General features: G+C 61.0%; 14 protein-coding genes, 1 tRNA gene and 2 pseudogenes. 8 read left to right on the top strand and 9 right to left on the bottom strand.

Going from position 1 to position 19,321, the window contains the following annotated elements; all coding sequences use genetic code 11:
- The first annotated feature begins 49 nt into the window (after positions 1-49).
- Positions 50-1,297, top strand: a complete 1,248-nt coding sequence (locus VIM12_RS03300) for a DUF2863 family protein (RefSeq protein ID WP_331940191.1) — start codon at positions 50-52, stop codon at positions 1,295-1,297.
- A 15-nt stretch (positions 1,298-1,312) separates the two neighbouring features.
- Here VIM12_RS03300 and VIM12_RS03305 read toward each other — a convergent pair whose 3' ends face one another.
- Both VIM12_RS03305 and VIM12_RS03310 read right to left on the bottom strand, forming a co-directional pair.
- Positions 1,313-1,777, bottom strand: a complete 465-nt coding sequence (locus VIM12_RS03305; RefSeq protein WP_331940192.1) for a CYTH domain-containing protein — start codon at positions 1,775-1,777, stop codon at positions 1,313-1,315.
- Entirely contained in the window at positions 1,777-2,907 is a 1,131-nt protein-coding gene (locus tag VIM12_RS03310) for a M14 family metallopeptidase (protein WP_331940193.1), read from the bottom strand. Before VIM12_RS03310 ends, VIM12_RS03305 begins: the two co-directional genes overlap by 1 nt.
- Before the next feature lie 81 nt (positions 2,908-2,988).
- Here VIM12_RS03310 and VIM12_RS03315 point away from each other — a divergent pair, with 81 nt between their 5' ends.
- Entirely contained in the window at positions 2,989-3,957 is a 969-nt protein-coding gene (locus VIM12_RS03315) for a tripartite tricarboxylate transporter substrate binding protein (RefSeq protein ID WP_331940194.1), read from the top strand.
- Positions 3,958-4,015: 58 nt separating this feature from the next.
- Positions 4,016-4,092, top strand: a tRNA-Pro gene (locus VIM12_RS03320).
- A gap of 420 nt (positions 4,093-4,512) precedes the next feature.
- On the opposite strand, the gene VIM12_RS21270 is transcribed toward VIM12_RS03320, so the two are convergent.
- On the bottom strand, positions 4,513-4,908 hold the full coding sequence (locus VIM12_RS21270) for an HNH endonuclease (RefSeq protein ID WP_414691743.1): 396 nt from the start codon (positions 4,906-4,908) through the stop codon (positions 4,513-4,515).
- 354 nt (positions 4,909-5,262) lie between these two features.
- Between VIM12_RS21270 and VIM12_RS03330 the strand changes: the two genes are divergently transcribed.
- From VIM12_RS03330 to VIM12_RS03340, 3 genes are all read left to right on the top strand, one after another.
- Complete coding sequence (locus VIM12_RS03330) at positions 5,263-5,565, top strand: hypothetical protein (protein WP_331940196.1); 303 nt, start codon at positions 5,263-5,265, stop codon at positions 5,563-5,565.
- A gap of 473 nt (positions 5,566-6,038) precedes the next feature.
- Positions 6,039-8,150, top strand: a complete 2,112-nt coding sequence (locus VIM12_RS03335; protein ID WP_331940197.1) for an AAA family ATPase — start codon at positions 6,039-6,041, stop codon at positions 8,148-8,150.
- Entirely contained in the window at positions 8,147-9,463 is a 1,317-nt protein-coding gene (locus VIM12_RS03340; RefSeq protein ID WP_331940198.1) for an McrC family protein, read from the top strand. The genes VIM12_RS03335 and VIM12_RS03340 overlap by 4 nt, the downstream gene beginning before the upstream one ends.
- A 452-nt stretch (positions 9,464-9,915) precedes the next feature.
- Here VIM12_RS03340 and VIM12_RS21275 read toward each other — a convergent pair.
- Together VIM12_RS21275 and VIM12_RS03345 are read right to left on the bottom strand one after the other, a co-directional pair.
- A pseudogene (locus VIM12_RS21275) lies at positions 9,916-10,068 on the bottom strand (transposase); the annotation flags it as partial.
- Between the two features lie 172 nt (positions 10,069-10,240).
- On the bottom strand, positions 10,241-13,078 hold the full coding sequence (locus VIM12_RS03345; protein WP_331940199.1) for an SIR2 family protein: 2,838 nt from the start codon (positions 13,076-13,078) through the stop codon (positions 10,241-10,243).
- 227 nt (positions 13,079-13,305) lie between these two features.
- Between VIM12_RS03345 and VIM12_RS03350 the strand changes: the two genes are divergently transcribed.
- Positions 13,306-13,710 carry a hypothetical protein gene (locus VIM12_RS03350; RefSeq protein ID WP_331940200.1) on the top strand — a complete coding sequence of 135 codons (405 nt, stop codon included), beginning with the start codon at positions 13,306-13,308 and terminating at the stop codon, positions 13,708-13,710.
- Positions 13,711-13,938: 228 nt separating this feature from the next.
- Here VIM12_RS03350 and VIM12_RS03355 read toward each other — a convergent pair whose 3' ends face one another.
- Together VIM12_RS03355 and VIM12_RS03360 are read right to left on the bottom strand one after the other, a co-directional pair.
- Entirely contained in the window at positions 13,939-15,648 is a 1,710-nt protein-coding gene (locus VIM12_RS03355) for a hypothetical protein (RefSeq protein WP_331940201.1), read from the bottom strand.
- A gap of 218 nt (positions 15,649-15,866) precedes the next feature.
- The gene (locus VIM12_RS03360; RefSeq protein WP_331940206.1) at positions 15,867-16,313 is read right to left on the bottom strand and encodes a CBS domain-containing protein; all 447 of its coding nucleotides are present in this window, start codon (positions 16,311-16,313) and stop codon (positions 15,867-15,869) included.
- Positions 16,314-16,457: 144 nt separating this feature from the next.
- Between VIM12_RS03360 and VIM12_RS03365 the strand changes: the two genes are divergently transcribed.
- A complete protein-coding gene (locus tag VIM12_RS03365) occupies positions 16,458-17,819 on the top strand; it encodes an erythromycin esterase family protein (RefSeq protein ID WP_331940202.1) in 1,362 nt (453 codons plus the stop codon).
- 138 nt (positions 17,820-17,957) lie between these two features.
- Here the strand turns inward: VIM12_RS03365 and VIM12_RS03370 are convergent, their stop codons facing one another.
- Entirely contained in the window at positions 17,958-19,097 is a 1,140-nt protein-coding gene (locus VIM12_RS03370; protein WP_331940203.1) for an ABC transporter substrate-binding protein, read from the bottom strand.
- 1 nt (position 19,098) lies between these two features.
- Positions 19,099-19,321 (bottom strand): annotated as a pseudogene (locus VIM12_RS03375) (hypothetical protein); the annotation flags it as partial.

The raw sequence follows: 19,321 nt of genomic DNA on the forward strand, positions 1-19,321 counted from the left end.
TGTTGAATCAACTACAATACGGTTCCGCTGTTCTTTCCTGGTCCGTCCAATGCGTCGTTCTTCCAAAAGCTCTCACAACCGGTTGTCCGCCGACAGCCAGCGCCTCGTTACAGCCGCGCAAGGCATGGTGCAATCCGCCAGCCGCCTGGAGGAACGCCTGTGGGAGCACGTCCTCGACACGCTGCTCCACAAGACCCTGAAAGGCAATCACCAGGATACGGTCGACAGCGCCCTCGACCACCTGTTCCGCTCAGACCTCGCTGCCTACGACGCATTGATGGAAGCCGTCGAAGCCGGCAGCGAGTCGTGCTCGGTCGAGCACGACGGCGTCCAGTACCACGCCCTGCTGATCGCGGTGCCCATCCTTGCGTGGACCCGCTTCTCGATCGGTTCCGGCAGCATCAGCGAGGACATGTGCACCACCCTCGGCGCGCACCTGCACGGCCATCTGCTGGCGCCGGATGCGCGGCTTGCGCTGCTGCCGAATCTCTACGCCATCGACCAGCTGCCGCGCTCGCATGCCGAAACCTTCAGCCTGGTCCAGCGGCTTGCGCAGGCCGCGGTCAAGGGCACGGCCCCGCGTGCGACCGGCAACGCGCCCGAAACCGCGCCCTTCCTTGCCGATACCCGCTACCTTCTCGCAGCGGTCGCGGCGCCGGCAGGCAAGGCGCTGTTCGCCTGGCAGGCGGACCTCAATCCCGCCGGACGCGAGCACGCGCTGGAGCGCTGGCGCAAGCAGGCCGCCCCCAACATCGCCAGCCTCCTGCCGGGCTGCGGGGTCGAGCTGCTGATGCCCGAGGCGTACTACGTCGCCTGCCGCGAAGCCGACCGCCAGATCCGCCCGATCTCGATCCGCGCCGCCGTCCACTATCTCACCAACGCGCTCGGCGTCGACCCCACCGGCCTGCGCGCCATCGTCGGCGGCTTCACCGAGGACCCGAGCGGCGAGCGCATCGACGAATACCGGATCGGCTTCACCCTGCGCCAGAACCCGGAAGTGGTCTACGGCGTGGTCTGGCCGCTGTACGGCCAGGAAGACGACGATGAGGTCGCCGAGAACAGCTTCGAGGGCCTGACCTCGCCCGAGGTGCTGGACAGCGACCTGCGCACCCCGGTGGAAGAAATCACCGCCCTGTTGCGGGCCTGCGGCGTCACCCATATCAAGCGCCATCCCGAGCATTTCCCGATGGAGTTCTGCGACGACTGCGGCGCACCGCTCTACCCCGACGCGGACGCGGACCTGGTGCATGCCGAAATGCCGGAGGACGTGGCCAGCAACGGCGGCCACTTCCACTGACCCCCACGGGCTGCGCTACCACCGGCAATACGGGTGGCGCAGCAGGCTGGCATTGGCATAGCGGCTGTCGTGCGTGACTTCCTCACCGAGCCATTCGGGCCGGTCGAACGACTGGTCTTCGCTAGTCAGCTCGATCTCGGCCACCACCAGTCCGGCGTTCTCGCCCAGGAATTCATCGACTTCCCACATCATGCCGCCGATCGGGATCCGATACCGGAACTTCTCGACCAGCGGCCGTTCGCACAGCGTGTCGAGCAGGACGCGGGCATCCTCCAGTGGCATCGGATATTCCCATTCCCCGCGCGTCGCACCGGTGGTCCTGCCCTTGATCGTCAGGGTCGCGGCGGCATCCTCGATCCTCACCCGCACGATGCGCTCCGCCGACGACGACAGGTAGCCCTGGCGCAGCAGCACGCCCGGTGCCAGGCGCTTCCACGCGTCGCCCCGCACCAGGAACTTGCGCTCGATCTCCACGCCCATCACCGGCCCCGCAGCGCCGCATCCAGCATCGGCTGCAACAGTGCCGCCCCGAGGCGGGCGCTGCGCGCCCCGTCCCATCCGTGCGCGGGATCGGGCAGGTCGGCGTTGTCCTTGAACGGCATTTCCAGCGTCAGCGACACGCAGCCGAAGGCATGGCCGATGTACTTGGAGGCCAGCTGCAGCATGTCTTCCCGATACTTGCTGGCCGCATAGCCGTGCACCGTCTGGAAATCCGCGCTTGCCTGCCTGAAGCTGTCGACGAACGCCTGCTGCGCCGCCATCTGCTCGCCGGTGAACCCCTCCAGCATCTCGCAGCCGGCGACAAACACATACGGCAGGCTCTCGTCGCCATGCAGGTCGAGGAACAGGTCGCAGCCCGTCTCATGGATCTTGTTCCTGACCGCGAGGACTTCCGGACTGCGCTCCAGCGAAGGGTTCATCCATTCCCGGTTGAGGTTCGCGCCGGCGGCATTGGTGCGGAGGTTGCCGCGCACCGCGCCATCGGGATTCATGTTCGGCACGACATACACCGCCGCCTGCGCGAGCAGCTTCCGGGCCACCGGGTTGGCGCGGTCAAGCAGCGCATCGATCATGCCCTCTGCCGCCCATTCCGCCATCGTCTCGCCCGGATGCTGGCGCGCGATCACCCAGATCCTGAAGGGCGCCGCCGGGTCGCCGATCACCGCCACGTTCATGTCCCGTCCCTCGACGCTGCTGCCGATGTCGATCACCCGTCCCCGCGGTGATGCATCGACCCGGGCCAGCAGGCGCAGGTGGCGCTCCCAGGAATACGGCTCGAAGTAGGCGTAATAGATGCTGTCCCGTTCCGGCGTGTGCCGGATCTCCAGCACCTCGCCGTCGTACTCCGCCGGCACCCGGAACCAGTGTGCCAGGTCGTAGCTGGCACAGGCGGCATACCCCCGCCACCCGTCCGGAAACGCCGCCTGCCCCGCGTTCAGGATGCGCATGCTGCAGGCCTGCCCGCGCGCCCCCTGCAGCCGGAAATGGAACCACTGCCGCACGTCGGCATGCGAATCGTTGCGGAGCCTGAGCGCGATGGCGGCGGCGCTGTCCGCGCGCACCACCTCGATTGCGCCCGCCTCGAACTGGTCACTGATCTTGATCGTCATCTGTTTGCCTGGATGGTTTGACGCACCGGCGCATGCCGGTGCTATGCTGCGTGCTTTTGCAAGCGCGCCATGAAGGGACCGATGTTACGCCGACTGCTGTTTTCCTGCGCGATGCTGGTATTTGCCTGCGCCGCCCAGGCTGCTCCCGCAAGCGACTGGCCGTCGCGCCCGCTCCGCCTGGTCGTCGCCGCGCCCGCCGGCTCCTCCCTCGACCTGATCGCCCGCCTCATCGGCGAGCACCTGAAAGACCGCCTCGGCCAGCCGATCGTCATCGACAACGTCCCCGGTGCGGCCGGCACCATCGCCAGCGCCCAGGTCATCCGCGCACCGGCCGACGGCCACACGCTGCTGATGTCATTCAACGGCCCGCTGGCCTACGCCCGCTTCCTCACCACCCTGCCCTACGACCCGCAGCAGAACCTGGCCCCCGTGATCCAGACCAGCGAGCAGCCCAACCTGCTGGTGGTCAACACCGCCCTCCCGGTGCACAGCGTCGCCGACCTGATCCGCTACGCCAGGGAACGCCCCGGCCGCCTCAACTACGCCTCAGTCGGCAACGGCTCGTCCTCGCACCTGACGATGGAATTGTTCAAGCAGACAAGCGGCGTTCACATGGTCCACATTCCCTACAACGGCGCGCCGCCGGCCGCGCTCGCCACCGCCGGCGGCGAGACCGATGTCCTGTTCAGCGTACCCTCGGCCGTCATGCCCCAGATCCGCGCCGGCAAACTGCGGGCGCTAGCCGTCACCAGCGCCAGGCGCTTCCCCCTGCTTCCCGACCAGCCCACCCTGGCGGAATCCGGCCTGCCCGGCTTTGCCTCGCTGACATGGAACGGCATCCTCGTCCCGCGCGGCACCCCCGACCGTATCGTGACCCGCCTCAACCAGGAGATCGACGCCATCCTCAGGCTGCCCGAGGTAAGGGAAAGGATGCAGGCAGCCGGCCTCGCCCCGGTCGGCGGCACCCCCTCCGCCTTCACCGCCCTCATCGACGCCGAGACCCGCAAGTGGGGACCGGTGATCAAACAGACCGGGATCAAGCTCGATTGAAGGGATTTTTACCAATGCGTGGCGGAAAAGCAGAGCTCTGCTATAATTGCCGGCTCGTCGGGGCGTAGCGCAGCCTGGTAGCGCACTTGCATGGGGTGCAAGGGGTCGCGAGTTCGAATCCCGCCGCCCCGACCATTAGAATCAGCACTTAGGCCAGTCTTCGGACTGGCCTTTTTGCATATCTAGGGTGTTATCAAGCAGTTGACCTATTTCTTTGCAACTCAACACGTTGACTACCTATTTCACGCCCTAATACGAAATCGTATCGCGCGGAATTCCCGAACCCCTTCTTTGCCTGTTGGCCTACCGGCTCGCACACTCCATGTAACTGAAACAGGAGGTTGGCCATGAGCAAAGGAACAGCCAGAAGTAACGCTGGAGGCTCAAACGCGAAAAGTACCGGGGGTGGAAAAAGTAGTGGAAGGCCGCCGACAGGACTTCCCGGCGGCAATTGGCCAAGTAAAACTGGCAATGCATTTGGTGGTGGGCGAGGAAATGCCCCACCAAAACTTGGGACAGGAAAACAGTAGCGCCCTTCGCAGACGCTACCTATGGTCAGCACTGGAACGTACTGGTGTTGCTCAGTTCATTGCGAATTTGCTCGACTATCCGAGGCGAATGCCAACAGCCTTTTTCAAGGCGTTTTTGAACCAAGAGCCTGTATTGCTCTGGCTCGAGCGGACGCGCACGACGGTGGCGACGCGAATTGCAGAAAACGCAGGCCGCAACGATGTTGTCTCGGCGGTTTCCTCCGCCATCACAACGTGCAATGAGGTGCTCCGCCGTGGCTTGCAACTGGCGTGTTTCCCTGATCGTCAGTCGAAATGTGGAAGCAAATTGGTCAGGAGCTCTCAGCCAAGTGGGCGCCTGACAGTAAAAACAGCGCCCGCGTTGACGTTCAAAAGCAATAGAACGTGTGCGGCGAAGAGAATTGGGCATGAGGGGCTCCATAAGTGAATGAAACCCCGCTCGCCCTAAAGAGCACTACGGGTACCAACCGATAGCTCGGATTGGCCCAACGAGCGCCCTCATGGGTCGCACGCGTAGATTTTGTCTTACTTTTCCCTGCCGCGCAAGTTTCTCGAGAAAGCGCGCAAGCAGCTTCATCACGCCCGACCGAGGGCGTTCATTCCCCGAACCGAGCTCGAACGTGTGAGCGAACGAAGCTCTGATTGCTGGATTAGATGTGGAAATTATTCGAAATTATTGGAAGTTCAGCTTCAAGCCGGCCCTGTAGGCCCATTCGGCTAGCGTTTCCGCTGCGAATTTGGGCCCATAGACGGTCGTGATCAACGATGGCAATCCTTGGGCATCACTAAGCCGTTCCAGCCCTGCCACGACGCGGCCACCTTGCAAGGACGCTTCGACCTCGATGGGCAGGCACTTATTCGTAAGATCGTCAACGATGTTCAAGGTACGGCACCGCAGGCCATCGGCAAAGCCATCAGAAGCGAAATCCACCGAGCAGCTCTGATTGGGCGCTGTAGTGGATGCCTCGATCTATCACTCGACGCAAGCGATTTGCTTTCTCTTGCGTCTTCTGACTGCCAAGCCTGCCTCTTGATAGACGCGGAACGGTCCTTCGTGATTGACGACTCGGCCTTCTGATCATCAGGGCGACGGGCTATGTAGCGGTACAAGGACCGGGATATACCAAAGTACGCCGGCCTGCTGCCCGGTTCCTTGCATATCATCCTCAAAGCAATTTGAACTCGCTTCAGTATGGACTAGTAGTAAATGCGGTTACAAGTCCGGCACTATTCAGCACGAATATAATATGGAATTCAGCGCGCATTCTCTTGGTTGCTTCGATATGTCTGCTGACACTCAAACGGGAAAAAATAGTTTGCCTTAGCGAGTATTAGCTCGTCCTCATCCCGTTCCAGCTGTCGCTAATGCGGGATTACAGGATGGTCTCGGTTCATGTGCCAGCGTAGGATCACCCCAACAGTAAGACAATTTTGATGCTTCCTCAAAGTGCCTATCACGCTTCGCAAACTGTCCAGGAACACGGGAATCCAAGAGAATGAAGTGGCCCAGTTTGGAAATGCATAAGCTATTAAAAACCCTTAGAACGAAACATGGCCGAAGACAATAACAGACGTGCAAAATTTCGGGCATTCTTGCTCGGTCAGGACTACCAAGATAAAACCACGAAGGAATATGCGCGGTTCATCGACGATTTGTCCAATCACTGCGATAGCGACATCTTCGCGATCACCAACATCGATGAGGTCGAAGCTTTGGTTGCGCGCTATAGCAGTGGACCGGAATACGACATAGGAAACAAGTACAACGGCGGTCCGCGCGCCGCGATTAAAAAATACCTCGCCTTCGTCAAGGCAGAAGGAGAAACGACGATGAACGGCGACACCCCCACCAATCTCGAGTTGAGACCACTCGTTGATGCACCGCCCCCGTTGAACCAGATCCTGTACGGCCCCCCGGGAACCGGCAAGACCCACAACACGATAGATGAAGCACTGACAATTCTTGACCCGGACTTTTTGAAAACAAACCACCTTGACCGCGCTTCCCTGCGGGTCAGGTTCGGGGAATTGGAAGCGTCCGGCCACATCCGCTTCGTCACCTTTCACCAAAGCTTCAGCTACGAAGACTTCGTAGAAGGCTTGCGCGCCGAGCCCGACGAGGACAAGGGACAGCTGAAGTTCGTTCCCGTTCCCGGCGTATTCAAGTCCATATGTGAAGACGCGGCAGTCAAGGTCGTGGTCGACCAGGTTCCCGAGATTGACCTCAGCAACCGCGCGATCTGGAAAATGTCGTTGGGAAACCGCGTCGAAGAAAATTACATCTACGAAGAGTGCATCGAACAGAGCCGCATCCTCCTGGGCTGGGGTGCGGGCATCGACTTTTCCGACGTAAAGAGTAAGGCCGACATCATCACGGCATTCAAAGCCAATAATTTGAGCTACACGACTGCGGATTATCCAGTCACTGCAGTCAATGCATTCGTCCTAGGCATGCGTGTCGGTGACCTTGTGATTGCCTCTGACGGCAACTCAAAATTCCGGGCGATCGGCGAAATTATAGGCGATTATGAATATCTGCCACGCGCCGAGGAAGACAACGAGTTCACCCAGAGCCGATCGGTCCGGTGGCTCAAGGTTTTCGCACCGTCGACGGCGGTGAGCGCCATCATGAATAAGAGTTTCATGCAGAAGGCGATTTACCGGCTTGGATCGAGCGTCATCGATCGCGCGAAGCTGCGTCGCCTGCTTTCAACGAAAGCCAGCGAACTTCAGGTGCAACAGGGGCCGAAGGCGCGCGTCTTGATCATCGACGAGATCAACCGCGGCAACATCTCGCGCATTTTCGGTGAATTGATTACCTTAATAGAGCCTAGCAAGCGTGCCGGCAATACCGAAGCGCTTTCCGTCACCCTTCCCTATACAAAAAAACCGTTCAGCGTCCCGAATAATCTCTACATCATCGGCACCATGAACACGGCCGATCGCTCATTGGCTAGCCTGGACATGGCGTTGCGCCGCCGGTTCGTGTTCAAGGAAATGCCGCCGCGCCCGGACCTGCTGGCCGACATTAACGTTGCCGGGGTCTCCGTGTCAAATTTGCTTGAAATCATGAACCAGCGCATCGAGGCACTGCTCGATCGCGAGCACTGCCTCGGTCACGCTTACTTTCTTCCGCTACGGCACGACAACACCATCGGTCATCTCGGGCGCATCTTCATGCAGCAAATCCTGCCTTTGCTCAAAGAGTACTTCTTCGAAGATTGGGAGCGGATCGGCTGGGTACTCAACGACCACCGCAAGCCGGCAGTGGACCGCTTCATCCTCAGGGGTAGTGCGGTTGTGGCCGACCTGTTCGGCGACGACTTCGACGGCAAGGTACAGGCCAAGACCTGGGAACTTAACCCGGAGGCCTTTGAGCGTCTCAGCGCCTATCAGGGCATCGTTGGCCCCAGAGCAGCGGTGGTAAAAGCAGCCTCGCAGGCTGACGACGACAGTGCCGACTATCGCGGCTACAGGCTCTTGCGCATGGCCGACACTACCGTGAAGGTCTTCGAGAACGGCGAAGAACAAGTTGCGATGCCCATTCTGCGAAAGTTGGCACAAGAGTTGAATGTAAGCTTAACGAATGCAAGCGGGGGGATATATAACACGCGCCAGCTCGGCGCCAAGGTTATCGCCGCCATCCAGCGGACACAGCGGTGAAGAAGCTCGTCGTCGTGCGCGAGTACGCGCGGCTCACGACGTCTCACGTTGAGCCCACTCTAGATCGGGCAACTGTCTCGCAAAGCGCGTTCGATTGGCTATGTAACTTGGCGAGTCGGGCGCGTGCGAGCGGGGCACAATTGCTCGAAGTGGAAGGAACGCGGTGGCTGCGTATGGATAACTTCGTTGGAATAGTGGAGACGCCCTGTGGCACGACGGTTGAAATTCTACCCAAGCACCATGACACGGGGTCTCCTGAAGAGACATCCCGCGCACTCCTGGCGCGTATGATCCAGGCCGCGCTAGACCTGCCCGTGCGCCAAACGGGTCCCGCCGACATCACGCTGTTTCAATCGCCGCTTTCGGAATGGGTGCGACGTCAATTCCTGCAGGTACTAGAGCGCTTACTCAAGCGCGGCATTAAGTTCGATTATATGCGTGTCGAAGAAGAGCAGCGCTACTTGCGCGGGCAATTGGACGCAGTGAAACAACTTCGGCAGGCGCCGGTCCGTCGACACTACTTCCACACCCGTCACGACGTATTCTCGCTCGACTTCCCTGAGAACCGACTAATCAAGTCGGCCCTATCGCGCGTCGCGCAGACCACGCAGGAACCAACGAACTGGCGTCTGGCGCGCGAGCTCATGCAAGTCTTAGCCGAGGTCCCGGCGTCACGCACCATTTCCCAAGATTTTAAGGCCTGGCGTGACGGTCGCCTGTTGGCACACTATGCGCCAATCCTCCCTTGGTGCAAGCTCGTCTTAAGCCAGCAACTGCCAATGGCGTTGCACGGGGACTGGCATGGGATGAGCATGCTTTTCCCAATGGAAAAGCTGTTCGAGCGCTTCGTTGAAGCAGCTCTGCGCCGTGATCTGCGACGGACGGCACGCCTTACTTCTCAAGCGAACTCCACGCACCTTTGCGAGCATCAAGGCAAGGGACTATTTCAACTGCGTCCCGATCTCTTAGTCGAGTATGCTGGACGTCGTATCGTCCTGGACGCGAAGTGGAAGCGCCTCGACCAGCGGGCGCGCGACAAGAAGTACGGCATGTCACAGTCCGACGTCTACCAGCTGTTTGCCTACGGGCACAAATACATCAACGGTGATCAACGCGACAAAGAGCTCGTCCTAATTTATCCGGAAAGCACGACGTTCTTCCGGCCCCTGGCTCCTTTCTCTTTCGACGCAAACATGACCCTCTGGGTGCTGCCATTTCACCTAGGCGACGCGGTCGGCGAGGAGCATGTGGTGTTGTCGGATCAGATGCAACTGGCTCGGATATGCAAGGGAAGCGAAGCGCTGCCTAACTGATCTCAATCCGGAACCAGATATCCGGTACGACGACAGCAGCCTGTCCGCCACAATGTCCAGCCTACGTTGATGTCCGGTCTGCGACCGAATAGCGGTTGCCGCATTAGCCGGTAAGTGCGGTTTTGTCGGCACATCTCTCCCAACTCATATAGGTCACTATGTACCTTACGACAGCCGGACACTGCGCCGCTCTCCAGCCATGACTGCTTGATGTGTCCGAGCGAACGCCGGTCTTCAATACCGTGCTTGGATTCCGGATTGGAGCGCCTAGCGTCGTAGCCACATGAGTGCAACGCCACTACCTTGCACCATCGCCGAACGAGATACCGGGCTGAGGCATCGAAGACAAATGCGTACCTTACCCGGAAGTATTGGCAAAGTACGCAACGGCCTTTTGTTAGATGCCTTGCTCTTCCATCACCCTTTTAAGTTCGGCCTTGAGCTTGCGAATGTCAGCTTCCTGCCCTGGGCTGCTTGCCGTTCTTGGGCCGATATGCTGTACTTCCTATCCATCCATACAAGCTATGCGTTGTCACCCCGAGCCGGCTTGCCACCTTGGTGATAGGGCGGCTCCGCTCGGTCACCTGCTTAACACCTTCTTCCTTGAAAACCTGTGTACCGCTTACCGCTCATAACACCTGCCACTAGCCAAAATATATGGCTCGGAAGTGTTTACGGAAGTGGAGACAATTCAGAGCGAACGAGAAGCTGTTCCCCGTCAATACACATATTTGTAATGAGCCTCAAGCAATCCGGGCTCTCACAACTCCGGCAGATCTATCCACGCGACAATCCTTCCAGCTTAGTTTGCAGGGTATTAAAGGAAACTTGGTTGGGATTGGTCAGGCGAATGAGTTCAGCATCAGTAATTGCCGCTCCTGCAGCCGCGACTCCTTCGGTAAGCCACCTGATAGCTTCACTGAGATCACCGGGATGTGCAATGTTCGCTTTATCAGCAGCCTTCTCATGAAGGTCAAAGTAATGCACGCTTCTTACGTCGAGGGGGACTAAACGGCCGATAAAGATCACCGCCCTAAACGCCCTGGCGAAGGAACAATCTACTACATCTGTCCTGAGCTTTCCGAAAGCGACGCCCAAGCCGGCGCAGCTTAGCTTGATTTGCTCGTCCTTAATCGGCACCGGGTTTAGGCCATCCGATAGGGAAAGTCCCTGTAACCATGCGTCAACGTGGTGTTCTCCTTCCCCAACTAACCGCCCTTCGCAGACACCCCATTCGTACCAATATCCGCGAGTGATATCCATGAAATCTCTCTTGGTGCGCGCACTGCCCAGTTCAAAGCGGAAAAGTTTAACGGCGCGGGAAAACTCGCCAGCAAGGCGGAACGTCTTACCCAATGCAATGACGGTCCCTAACCACTCCGAATGCACGTTCGCCGCGGCGATTGCTGCGGAGATCGAAATGGCTTTACGCCGCTCCTCCGGCATTTGCGATGGCAGGCGAGCCTGGAGCTGCGGGCCGGCGAGGACAATTGGAGCAAAATTGGCAACAGCGCCAACGGGAGCGGCCAGTGAAGCTGCTACTGTATGTTTAACGATTTGTGTCCAGACCTCCGCCAGATCCAAATCAAGCGCTGCCTCGGCTTCCAAGAGCACTGCTGCGGCTACGTGGCGGTGGCGGGTGAACACTCGCCCGCCACCATAAACGGCGGCTGCCTCTTCGCCTAAAGGACGCACCACCCTGCTGCCCACCCAATCCCTTGGTACGTCAAGCAAGTCCGCCAGCACCTTTTCGTCCAGGCCATCAATGCCAGCGCCATGGCAGGCGGCCACAAAAGTGAGCGCATCGGCGAGATTTCGTTGGGTTCCATGGATTGGTATTAGGCGCAATTGAGCGAGAAACTCGCGCACATGAGCGCGAAGGCCCGTTTCTCCAAAACGTACTGCGAGCAGGCCGCCGAAGAATGAACCGTCTTGCCGTCGCTGTCCGGGCGCCTCAGCCTGGTCATGCACAGCCTTCAGGAGATGTGCCGGCCGAAGGGCCGGGTCATTCTCCTTAGCTAGTTCGCGCAACCCGCCTACCCTCGTCCAAGCCGCGACCACGGCCTGGGCGTCAGAATCATTAATCCCTCTTAGTACAACGTCCGGTAGATATTGCAGCCACTGCGCCCAAGGTTCACGGTCGCCTCCCTTCGCCCTCCAATCGCTGTCCCGGGCTGTAAGGAGGAAATCAACGTTCGCCCGGCCGGCTTGCTGCAAATGCCGTGCGGACTCGGCTACCACCTGTATGAGGTTTTCGGCGTCATCCGCGACGATTAGCCATTGAAACCCCGGATCCAGTGCAACTAGCTGTTCGGGAGACAGGCTGAATTTGGGCGACGGGCGCCAAAGAATGCGAACCCCTTCATTTCTGGCGGCATCCGCCGCTGCTTGAAGCAACAATGTCGTCTTGCCCTCGCCGCCCGCCGCACGAATCAATTGCAACGAGGCGAAGTCTTCGTCGAGCTTTGACCGGCCTTCTGCGATCCATGTTGCAGCTTCACGGCGCGGAATCATTCCCGACAGGCCATGGCGCCAATCAGGCACGGCGCCATCGAAATAACGCCGCGCTTCTGCCTCCCTCAGGGGCTCCAAGGCATCCAGGGTTGCCGCGTCGAGGCACTGCCAACCGGGCAGGGGGGAATCGAGCGGCGCCGGTCCGGGGGCGGCGACTGCTGTTGCAGCAACGGACGCCAGATCAGCCATGACCTCACCAAAAATACTGTGGCAATCCACGCCGCCGTAAGCCCGGAAAAGGCCACGGGCGATGGCCGGCTGCATCCTCTCTATCAACCGACGGTAGTGCGCAGCAATCAATGCCTCACTGTCCTCCCTAAAGCACCAAAGCACGTCCAGTGGGGTCTCTTCATCCTGCAGCAGTTCTGCCAGTGCGGTAGTAAATACATCGTCCCAGCCACTATAGGCCACCACCACCAAAGTCTTCTTCCTCAGAATGGACTGAAGCGAGGCTTTCAGCCTCGGCCGTGCTGCGGTGAGCTGAGCCGGCGTATGAAGGGTATCGGAGCCGCGCCAATAACCATGCAGATGCGCTACCGTCCGTGTGCCCGGATCACTTTCCGCGTCCCTGCCAATATTGCCATCGCTATCCACGATACGACGGTGAGGCCTACCACCACTCGCCCGGATCGCTAGAGAAAGGAGCGGGTCGAAATTGGTGGTCAGAATAGGTCCGGGGAATTCATCAGGATAGCTACAGACCAGTTTTGCCAGCTGTATCGTGCCTACAGGCAGGTGCCAATCTGCAGGCTCGCCGTCCTCATGAAACTCCTTGATAGCGGCATCCTGCCGCGCCCCGCGGACCGCGTCTTGAATGACTTGATTGACAGCCAATTGACTGACATTGCCTTGAAGCCAGCGCAATGCTGTTTGATATAACTCCGCGCCCCGCTTATCCTTGATCGCCGACTCGAACGCCGGCAGCGCCCTCGACTTGCGTTCCTTGACTTTGTTCCTAATGAATTCACACATCTCGTCCACACCTGCGACACCGCCAGAAGAATCCCAAGACAGTGGAGAACCAACAAGAAATGCAACCGGCTTTTCCGCGGACGTGACGGCATTCAAAAACTCGTGCTTGTCGAACAAATCGAAGGACATGAAATAGGCTTCTGCTTTGAAAGTTGGCGAGATTATAGGGCCGGAGCTCTATCGGCTCTAGCTTGACCTAGATCCGCTGTCGCCCCAAGTGCCTATTCGCGGCGACTCGCAATTTCCACTTTTGCCAGATACAAACCGCTTCCATGGAGACCGGCCAAAAATGTATCCAGGCGGCTTCACGTTGCACGAGTCGTTCGCGTTGAAATAGCGGAGTGAGGTGCGCTTCAGTGCGGAGCGACGAACCGGAGACTGGAATTCCAATCAAAAAGGAAAGTCAATTTCCTATCCTGAAACGGAAACCATCTCTCATGAAAAAGCTACTTTCGGTTATCGCCTCCTTCACCCTGGCATGCTCCGCACTCGCCGCCAGCGGCGACCAAACCGCGCAGCCGCGCCCCGGCGCCGGCAATGCCGGTGCAAAAGACGCAATGCGTGCCGACAAGCCCGCCGAAAGCTCGGGCGACCGCCCCAATCTCAAGGAGCGCACCTCGGGCAGCACGAGCGGTGCACAAAGCGGGGGCAGCGCGGCGGGCGAGACCGGCGGTCCGGCCGCGAGCAAGGGCCATACGGGCAGCACCACGAACACTTCGAACAGTCCGACAGCCGGACAAAAAAACGGCCAGTCGAAATAAGACGGGACGCCGACAGGCCAGCCCGCTCTGCCGGCTCCCCGCCGCATACGCGCGCCACCGACGCGCGCTGCCGCCCCGTCGTGCCGACGTCAGGGAAGCCCGTCCTGCATCCCGTCGCGCCATCCGCTGCCTTTGTTGGCCGAAAAGAAATCGGCCGAAAAAAAACCGCCCGGCTCGCGCCGGACGGCTCTCAGTTCGGGCGTCATTGACGCCCGTCGTTCCTGAATCTCAGAACAGGTTATATACAGTGAAGATCTCGCGATAGTACGGATCGATATACGAGGCGCGCACCGTCCGGCGGGTCGGCGAGACGACGGTCGGCATATCGATGACGATCGGGCCGAAGCTGCCGTTGCTCGCCTGGTCGAAGGACTCGATCTCTTCATTGTTGAGTTCGACGCGGGCGAATACCGACTTGGCCGATGTCGGGACCTTGCCGCTGACCGTGATCTCGCCGCCGGTGAAGGTGGCGAACTGCCCGAGGTCGGGCGCGGTCAGCGTCGGGAAAACGACGTTGGCCAGTTCCGCATTCGTGTAAGGCCGGGTGGGTACGGTCTTCGTATAGGTTTCGAACAGGGTGTCGTCGGCGTTGTAGATCTTGACCTCATACAGCGCGTTGCGCGGGATCTTCGCGATCTCGGTGTCGCTGGAGATCGGATAGAAGGTCGACGTCACGCTGTGGCCGCCCACGCTGTAGGTGGTACGCCACGACCCGCCGAGGCCGCCCTTGTCGAAGCGCACGCCACCGGACGGAAGACCCGGTCCCTTGACGACGGCGTAGTCGACGTTGGCGCTGTTGCTGCTGTTGCGATCCTCGAACCAGAATTCGAGGCCGGTCGTGAGTACCGGCGCATCGCCGTTGTTGATGGTCTTGAATGCGAGCGCGTAGCTTTCCGCCGCCACCTTGTAGCGGTTGCCGTACAGCTGCCACTTGCCGCCCACCTTCTTCATCAGGAAATCGCGGTCGGCACCATTGGCGCCGCCGAACCTGTCGATGACGTCGAAGCTGATCTTCGCCGTGTCGCCGCTCAGGTCCTGCAGTTCGATATTGGTGAACTGGATGCCGGTGTTTTCCGGCTCGCCGCTGATGGCGGCAATGAACTGCGCCTTGTCTTCGTCGTGGTGCAGCATGTCGGCGTGCACCAGCGGGTCCAGGGCCGCTTCGCTCGGCAGTCCCTTGGCAAAGGCATCGCTGAGGGACTTCATGGTGGCGACGATGGCCTGCAGGTCGGTCAGGCCGGTGGAGATGTTGGTGGTGTCGGTCAGCTTCGTGCTGTCCGTCTTCGACGCCAGGTTGTCCTGGATTTCTTCCTTGGTGATGACGTTCTTGATCGTGGCGATGTTCGTGTCCGGATCGACGCTGACCCGCAGGATGTCGAGCGCGGCATCCAGCTTGGTGTGGTCGGCGGTGAACGAAGTGTGCATCAGGTCGATCGCCGCATCGACGCCGAGGGCGGTCAGTACGGTGAGCAGCCGCTGTTTCAATGCTTCCTGCTGCTCGGCCACTGCGGTTGCGGACAGCTTCTGGGTATCCGGATTGTCGAAGAAGTTGGCAGCGAGCTGGCCGGCGACATTGGCGACGATCAGGTCGGTCAGCGGCGTGACGTTGATGGTCTTGGTTGCGTCCGTCGCGACCGAGTGCAGGACGTAGGTGCGGCCGCCGACCGAGCCGGTCGCGCGCAGCACGAACGGCGCGGTCATGTCGGACACGTCCACCGAGTAGCCGCCGCCTGCGCCGATCGGCACGGTCTTGGTCTTGCCGGTCGCGTCCTTGACGGTGACGTTGCCGGCCAGGGCGGCGCCGGCCGCTGCCGTGCCGGAAAGGACAGCAGGCGTTGCACCGGCCGTCGGGGAATCGCTGCCCCCTCCGCCGCCGCAAGCGGCAATCAGCACTGCCGCGCAGGACACGGCGATAAGACGAGGTTTGAAAGATCGCATCAGTTGCTCCTTGGAAAAGTAGGAGCGAGTCTGCCGCATTCTTCCTGGTGTTTCCATTCCCCAATTGGGGTATTCGCCGTCGTTCAGGCCATGGGTCTGCCTGTCATATCGGCTTGTCTGTTCGTCTACGTCATCGGTTTACCGCGGCGCCGGCGCGGCGGCGGAAGAAAGTACAGCCAGGAGCCCGGCCTCCGGGCGCCTGGCTTGCCGGAGCCCGGCTAGTGGGCCAGCCGGGAGCGGTCCGGCTCGGAGGGGCTGGAGATTCCCTCGAGCGTGCGGTCCACCTGTGCAGAGTGCTTGGTCGCCAGGTCGCCGAGGGACACGATGCCGATCAGGCTGTGGGTGTTCTGGTCGACGACCGGCACCCTGCGGATCTGCGTGTCGGCCATCTGCTGCATCACCTCGTCCACAGGCTGGTCCTCGAAGCACCAGCGCACCTGCACCGACATCACTTCCCCGACTTGCGCGGTGTCGGGCGGCACGCCTGCAGCGACCGCCCGCACGGTGATGTCCCGGTCAGTGATCATCCCCACCAGCCGTTCGCCGTCGCACACCGGCAAGGCGCCGACGTTCAGCTCGTCCATCATCTCCGCCGCGCGGCGGATGGTCTCCTGCGGGGTGACGCTGCGGACGTCGCGGGTCATCACTTCAGCAATTCTCTGCATCATTTTCTCCTGGGTTTGTCGGAAGCGGCGCCCACCACAGGCGCCGTGAGCAGATAGACCAGCGGATGCCGGGCAAGTGCATTTTTTGCCATGCTTCCGGAACTCCAAGGCGGCTTGGCGACCGAAATGCCAAAGGGTGCACGCATGGAAAACCGGAACACATCACAAGCCGCACTCGATGCCGTGCGCAATGCCGCCCGCCCGTTGCGGCATGAAACCGACATCGACAGCGTCCTCGACGAAATCGGCGACGCCAGGATCGTCCTGCTTGGCGAGGCGACGCACGGCAGCCGCGAGTTCTACCGCTTCAGGGCGGAGCTGACCAAGCAGCTGATCATCCGGAAGGGCTTCGACGCGCTGGCGGTGGAAGCGGACTGGCCGGATGCCCTGCTCGTCAACCGCTATATCCAGTCGCCTGCGGCACCGGCCAAGGGTGCGAAAGACGTGCGTGGCGCGCTCGCCGGCTTCGAGCGCTTTCCCCAGTGGATGTGGCGCAATACCGAAATCGCCGCGCTGGTGCAGTGGCTGCGGCAGCACAACCTGCAGTACGCCGCAGGCGACGGCAAGGTGGGCTTCTTCGGGCTCGACCTGTACAGTCTCCACCGGTCGATGGAATCGGTGGTGCGCTACCTGTCCCGGGTGGATCCCGAGGCCGCGCGCCAGGCCCGGGCCCGCTATGCCTGCTTCGACCACCTGGCGGAGGATCCGCAGCGCTACGGCTACGCGGCGAACTTCGGCATGCGCAAGGACTGCGAGGACGAGGTGATCCGCCAGCTTGTCGCCCTGACCGAAGAAGGTGGCCAATATGTCCGTGGCGACGGCGCGGCGGCGGATGAACTGTTCTACGCCCAGCAGAACGCCCGCGTCGCGCAAAATGCGGAAGCCTATTACCGCAGCATGTTCCAGGGCCGGAACGCTTCCTGGAACCTGCGCGACACGCACATGGCCGAGACCCTGTCGGCCCTGCAGACGCATCTCATGGCGAGCCGGGGCAGGCCCGCCCGCATCGTCGTCTGGGCGCACAATTCGCATATCGGCGACGCCAGCGTGACCGAGATGGGCGACGACGGCCAGCTCAATCTCGGCCAGCTGGTGCGCGAGCAGCTCGGCCGGGAAACAACCTTCCTGCTCGGATTCTCGACGCATGCCGGCACCGTCACCGCCGCCTCCGAATGGGACAGCCCGGCGGAACGGAAGACGGTCCGGCCATCGCATCCCGACAGTTTCGAGCGCCTGTTCCACGACGCCGGCATCAACAACTTCTTCCTGCCGCTGCGGCGCGCGCAGGCGGCCCGGGACGCACTGCGCGAGCGGCGGCTGGAGCGGGCGATCGGCGTCATCTACCTGCCCGAGAGCGAACGGTTCAGCCATTATTTCGAAGCGGCGCTCGGCGACCAGTTCGACGCGCTGGTGCATTTCGACGAGACCCATGCGCTTGAGCCGCTGGAGCGCACGGCCGCCTTGCATGACGGCGAGGCGCCGGAAACCTGGCCGACCGGCATCTGATAAAAAAAGGGCCGCGCGAACGCGGCCCTGAAATTGCTGGGGAACTACTGACGATACAACAACAACAACAACGGCGACAACGACAACAACTAAGACGAAAACAAGGACACCGGTTACGGTAGCTCCTGCTCGGCGAGGCTAGCGCAGCAGCCGCCCGTCCTTACCGATCACCGTGATCTCGACGAAGCGCGATCCGACCCGGTTGGACGGCGAGAAGCGCAACGGGAAACCGCCGACATCGTAGGGATTCAGTGTTTCCAGCGCCCGCATCACTTTCTCGCGGCTCGGGTTCGGCCCGGCGCGGCGCAGCCCTTCGACCAGCACTTTCGCGCCGACGAACTCCTCGAAGCTGGTGTAGGACAGTTCGCTTCCCGGCGGGCCGTATTTCTTCATCATCTGCTGGTATTCCTTGACCACCGGGATCGAGGCGGAATACGGGTACGGCATCACCTGGGCGACACCGATGCCGCGCGCGCTCTCCGGTCCGATCAGGCGCACGATTTCCTTCGGGTTGACCACCGAGATATTGACCAGCTGGGCGACGGTGGAAACCGCGCGGATCTGCTTGCTGAACGCCGCGGTGCTCCGGTTCACCGAAATCATCACCACCGCCTGCGGATTCGCCTTGGCCAGCACGCGGACGGCCTCCTCGACCTTGTCGGTGTTCTTCTCATACGCGCCGGTGGCGACCAGCTCCAGTCCACGCTTCTTCAGCGCGGCCTCCACGCCTTCCAGTCCCGCCTTGCCGAACGGGTCGTCCTGGTACATGACGCCGATCCGCTTCATGTTCAGCATCACCAGCTGGTCGACGATGCCTTCGGCCTCGTCCGCGTAGCCGGCGCGGATATGGAAGATGTTGGGGTTGAACGGCTTGCGCAGGATTTCGCCGCCGGTGTAAGGCGCCACCAGCGCGATGCTCGCCTTCTCCAGCACCTTCTGCTTCAGCAGTTCGCCGACGTTGCCGGTGCCGGCAAAGCCGATCAGGGCGACCGCGCCGTCCTTGTCGATCACCTCCTGCGTCAGCCGCACGGTCTCGTCCACCTTGTAGCCGTCGTCCTTGACCACATGGCGGATCTGCTTGCCGTGCACGCCGCCTTGCGCATTGACATGATCGAAATAGATCTTCGCTCCCAGCACCATGTCCTTGCCGGTGTCCGCCAGCACGCCGCTCAGCGGCGCCACCTGCCCGATCACGATTTCATCGGCCGCCGTGACCGCGACCGCAAAAGACGCTCCCGCACAACCAACCGCAAACCGCAACCAGGCAAGCATGTTCATGTCATCCCTCCACTGTTTTGACCACCGCAGGCCTTGTCGCCGGCGACCGGCTGCCCAGCCGCTTGAACAAGGCCGTCATTTCGCCGACGATGCCGCGCCGGAAGGCCAGCACGCAGACGATGAAGATGAAGCCGGTGACGATGGTGACCGATTCGCCGATGGTGTTGAACCATTCGATGCCGGTCGCCGAGGCCAGGAAGCTGCCCACATCCCCCAGCTTGTTC

The sequence above is a fragment of the Noviherbaspirillum sp. genome (assembly GCF_036563305.1).
Classification (GTDB): Bacteria; Pseudomonadota; Gammaproteobacteria; order Burkholderiales; family Burkholderiaceae_D; genus Noviherbaspirillum.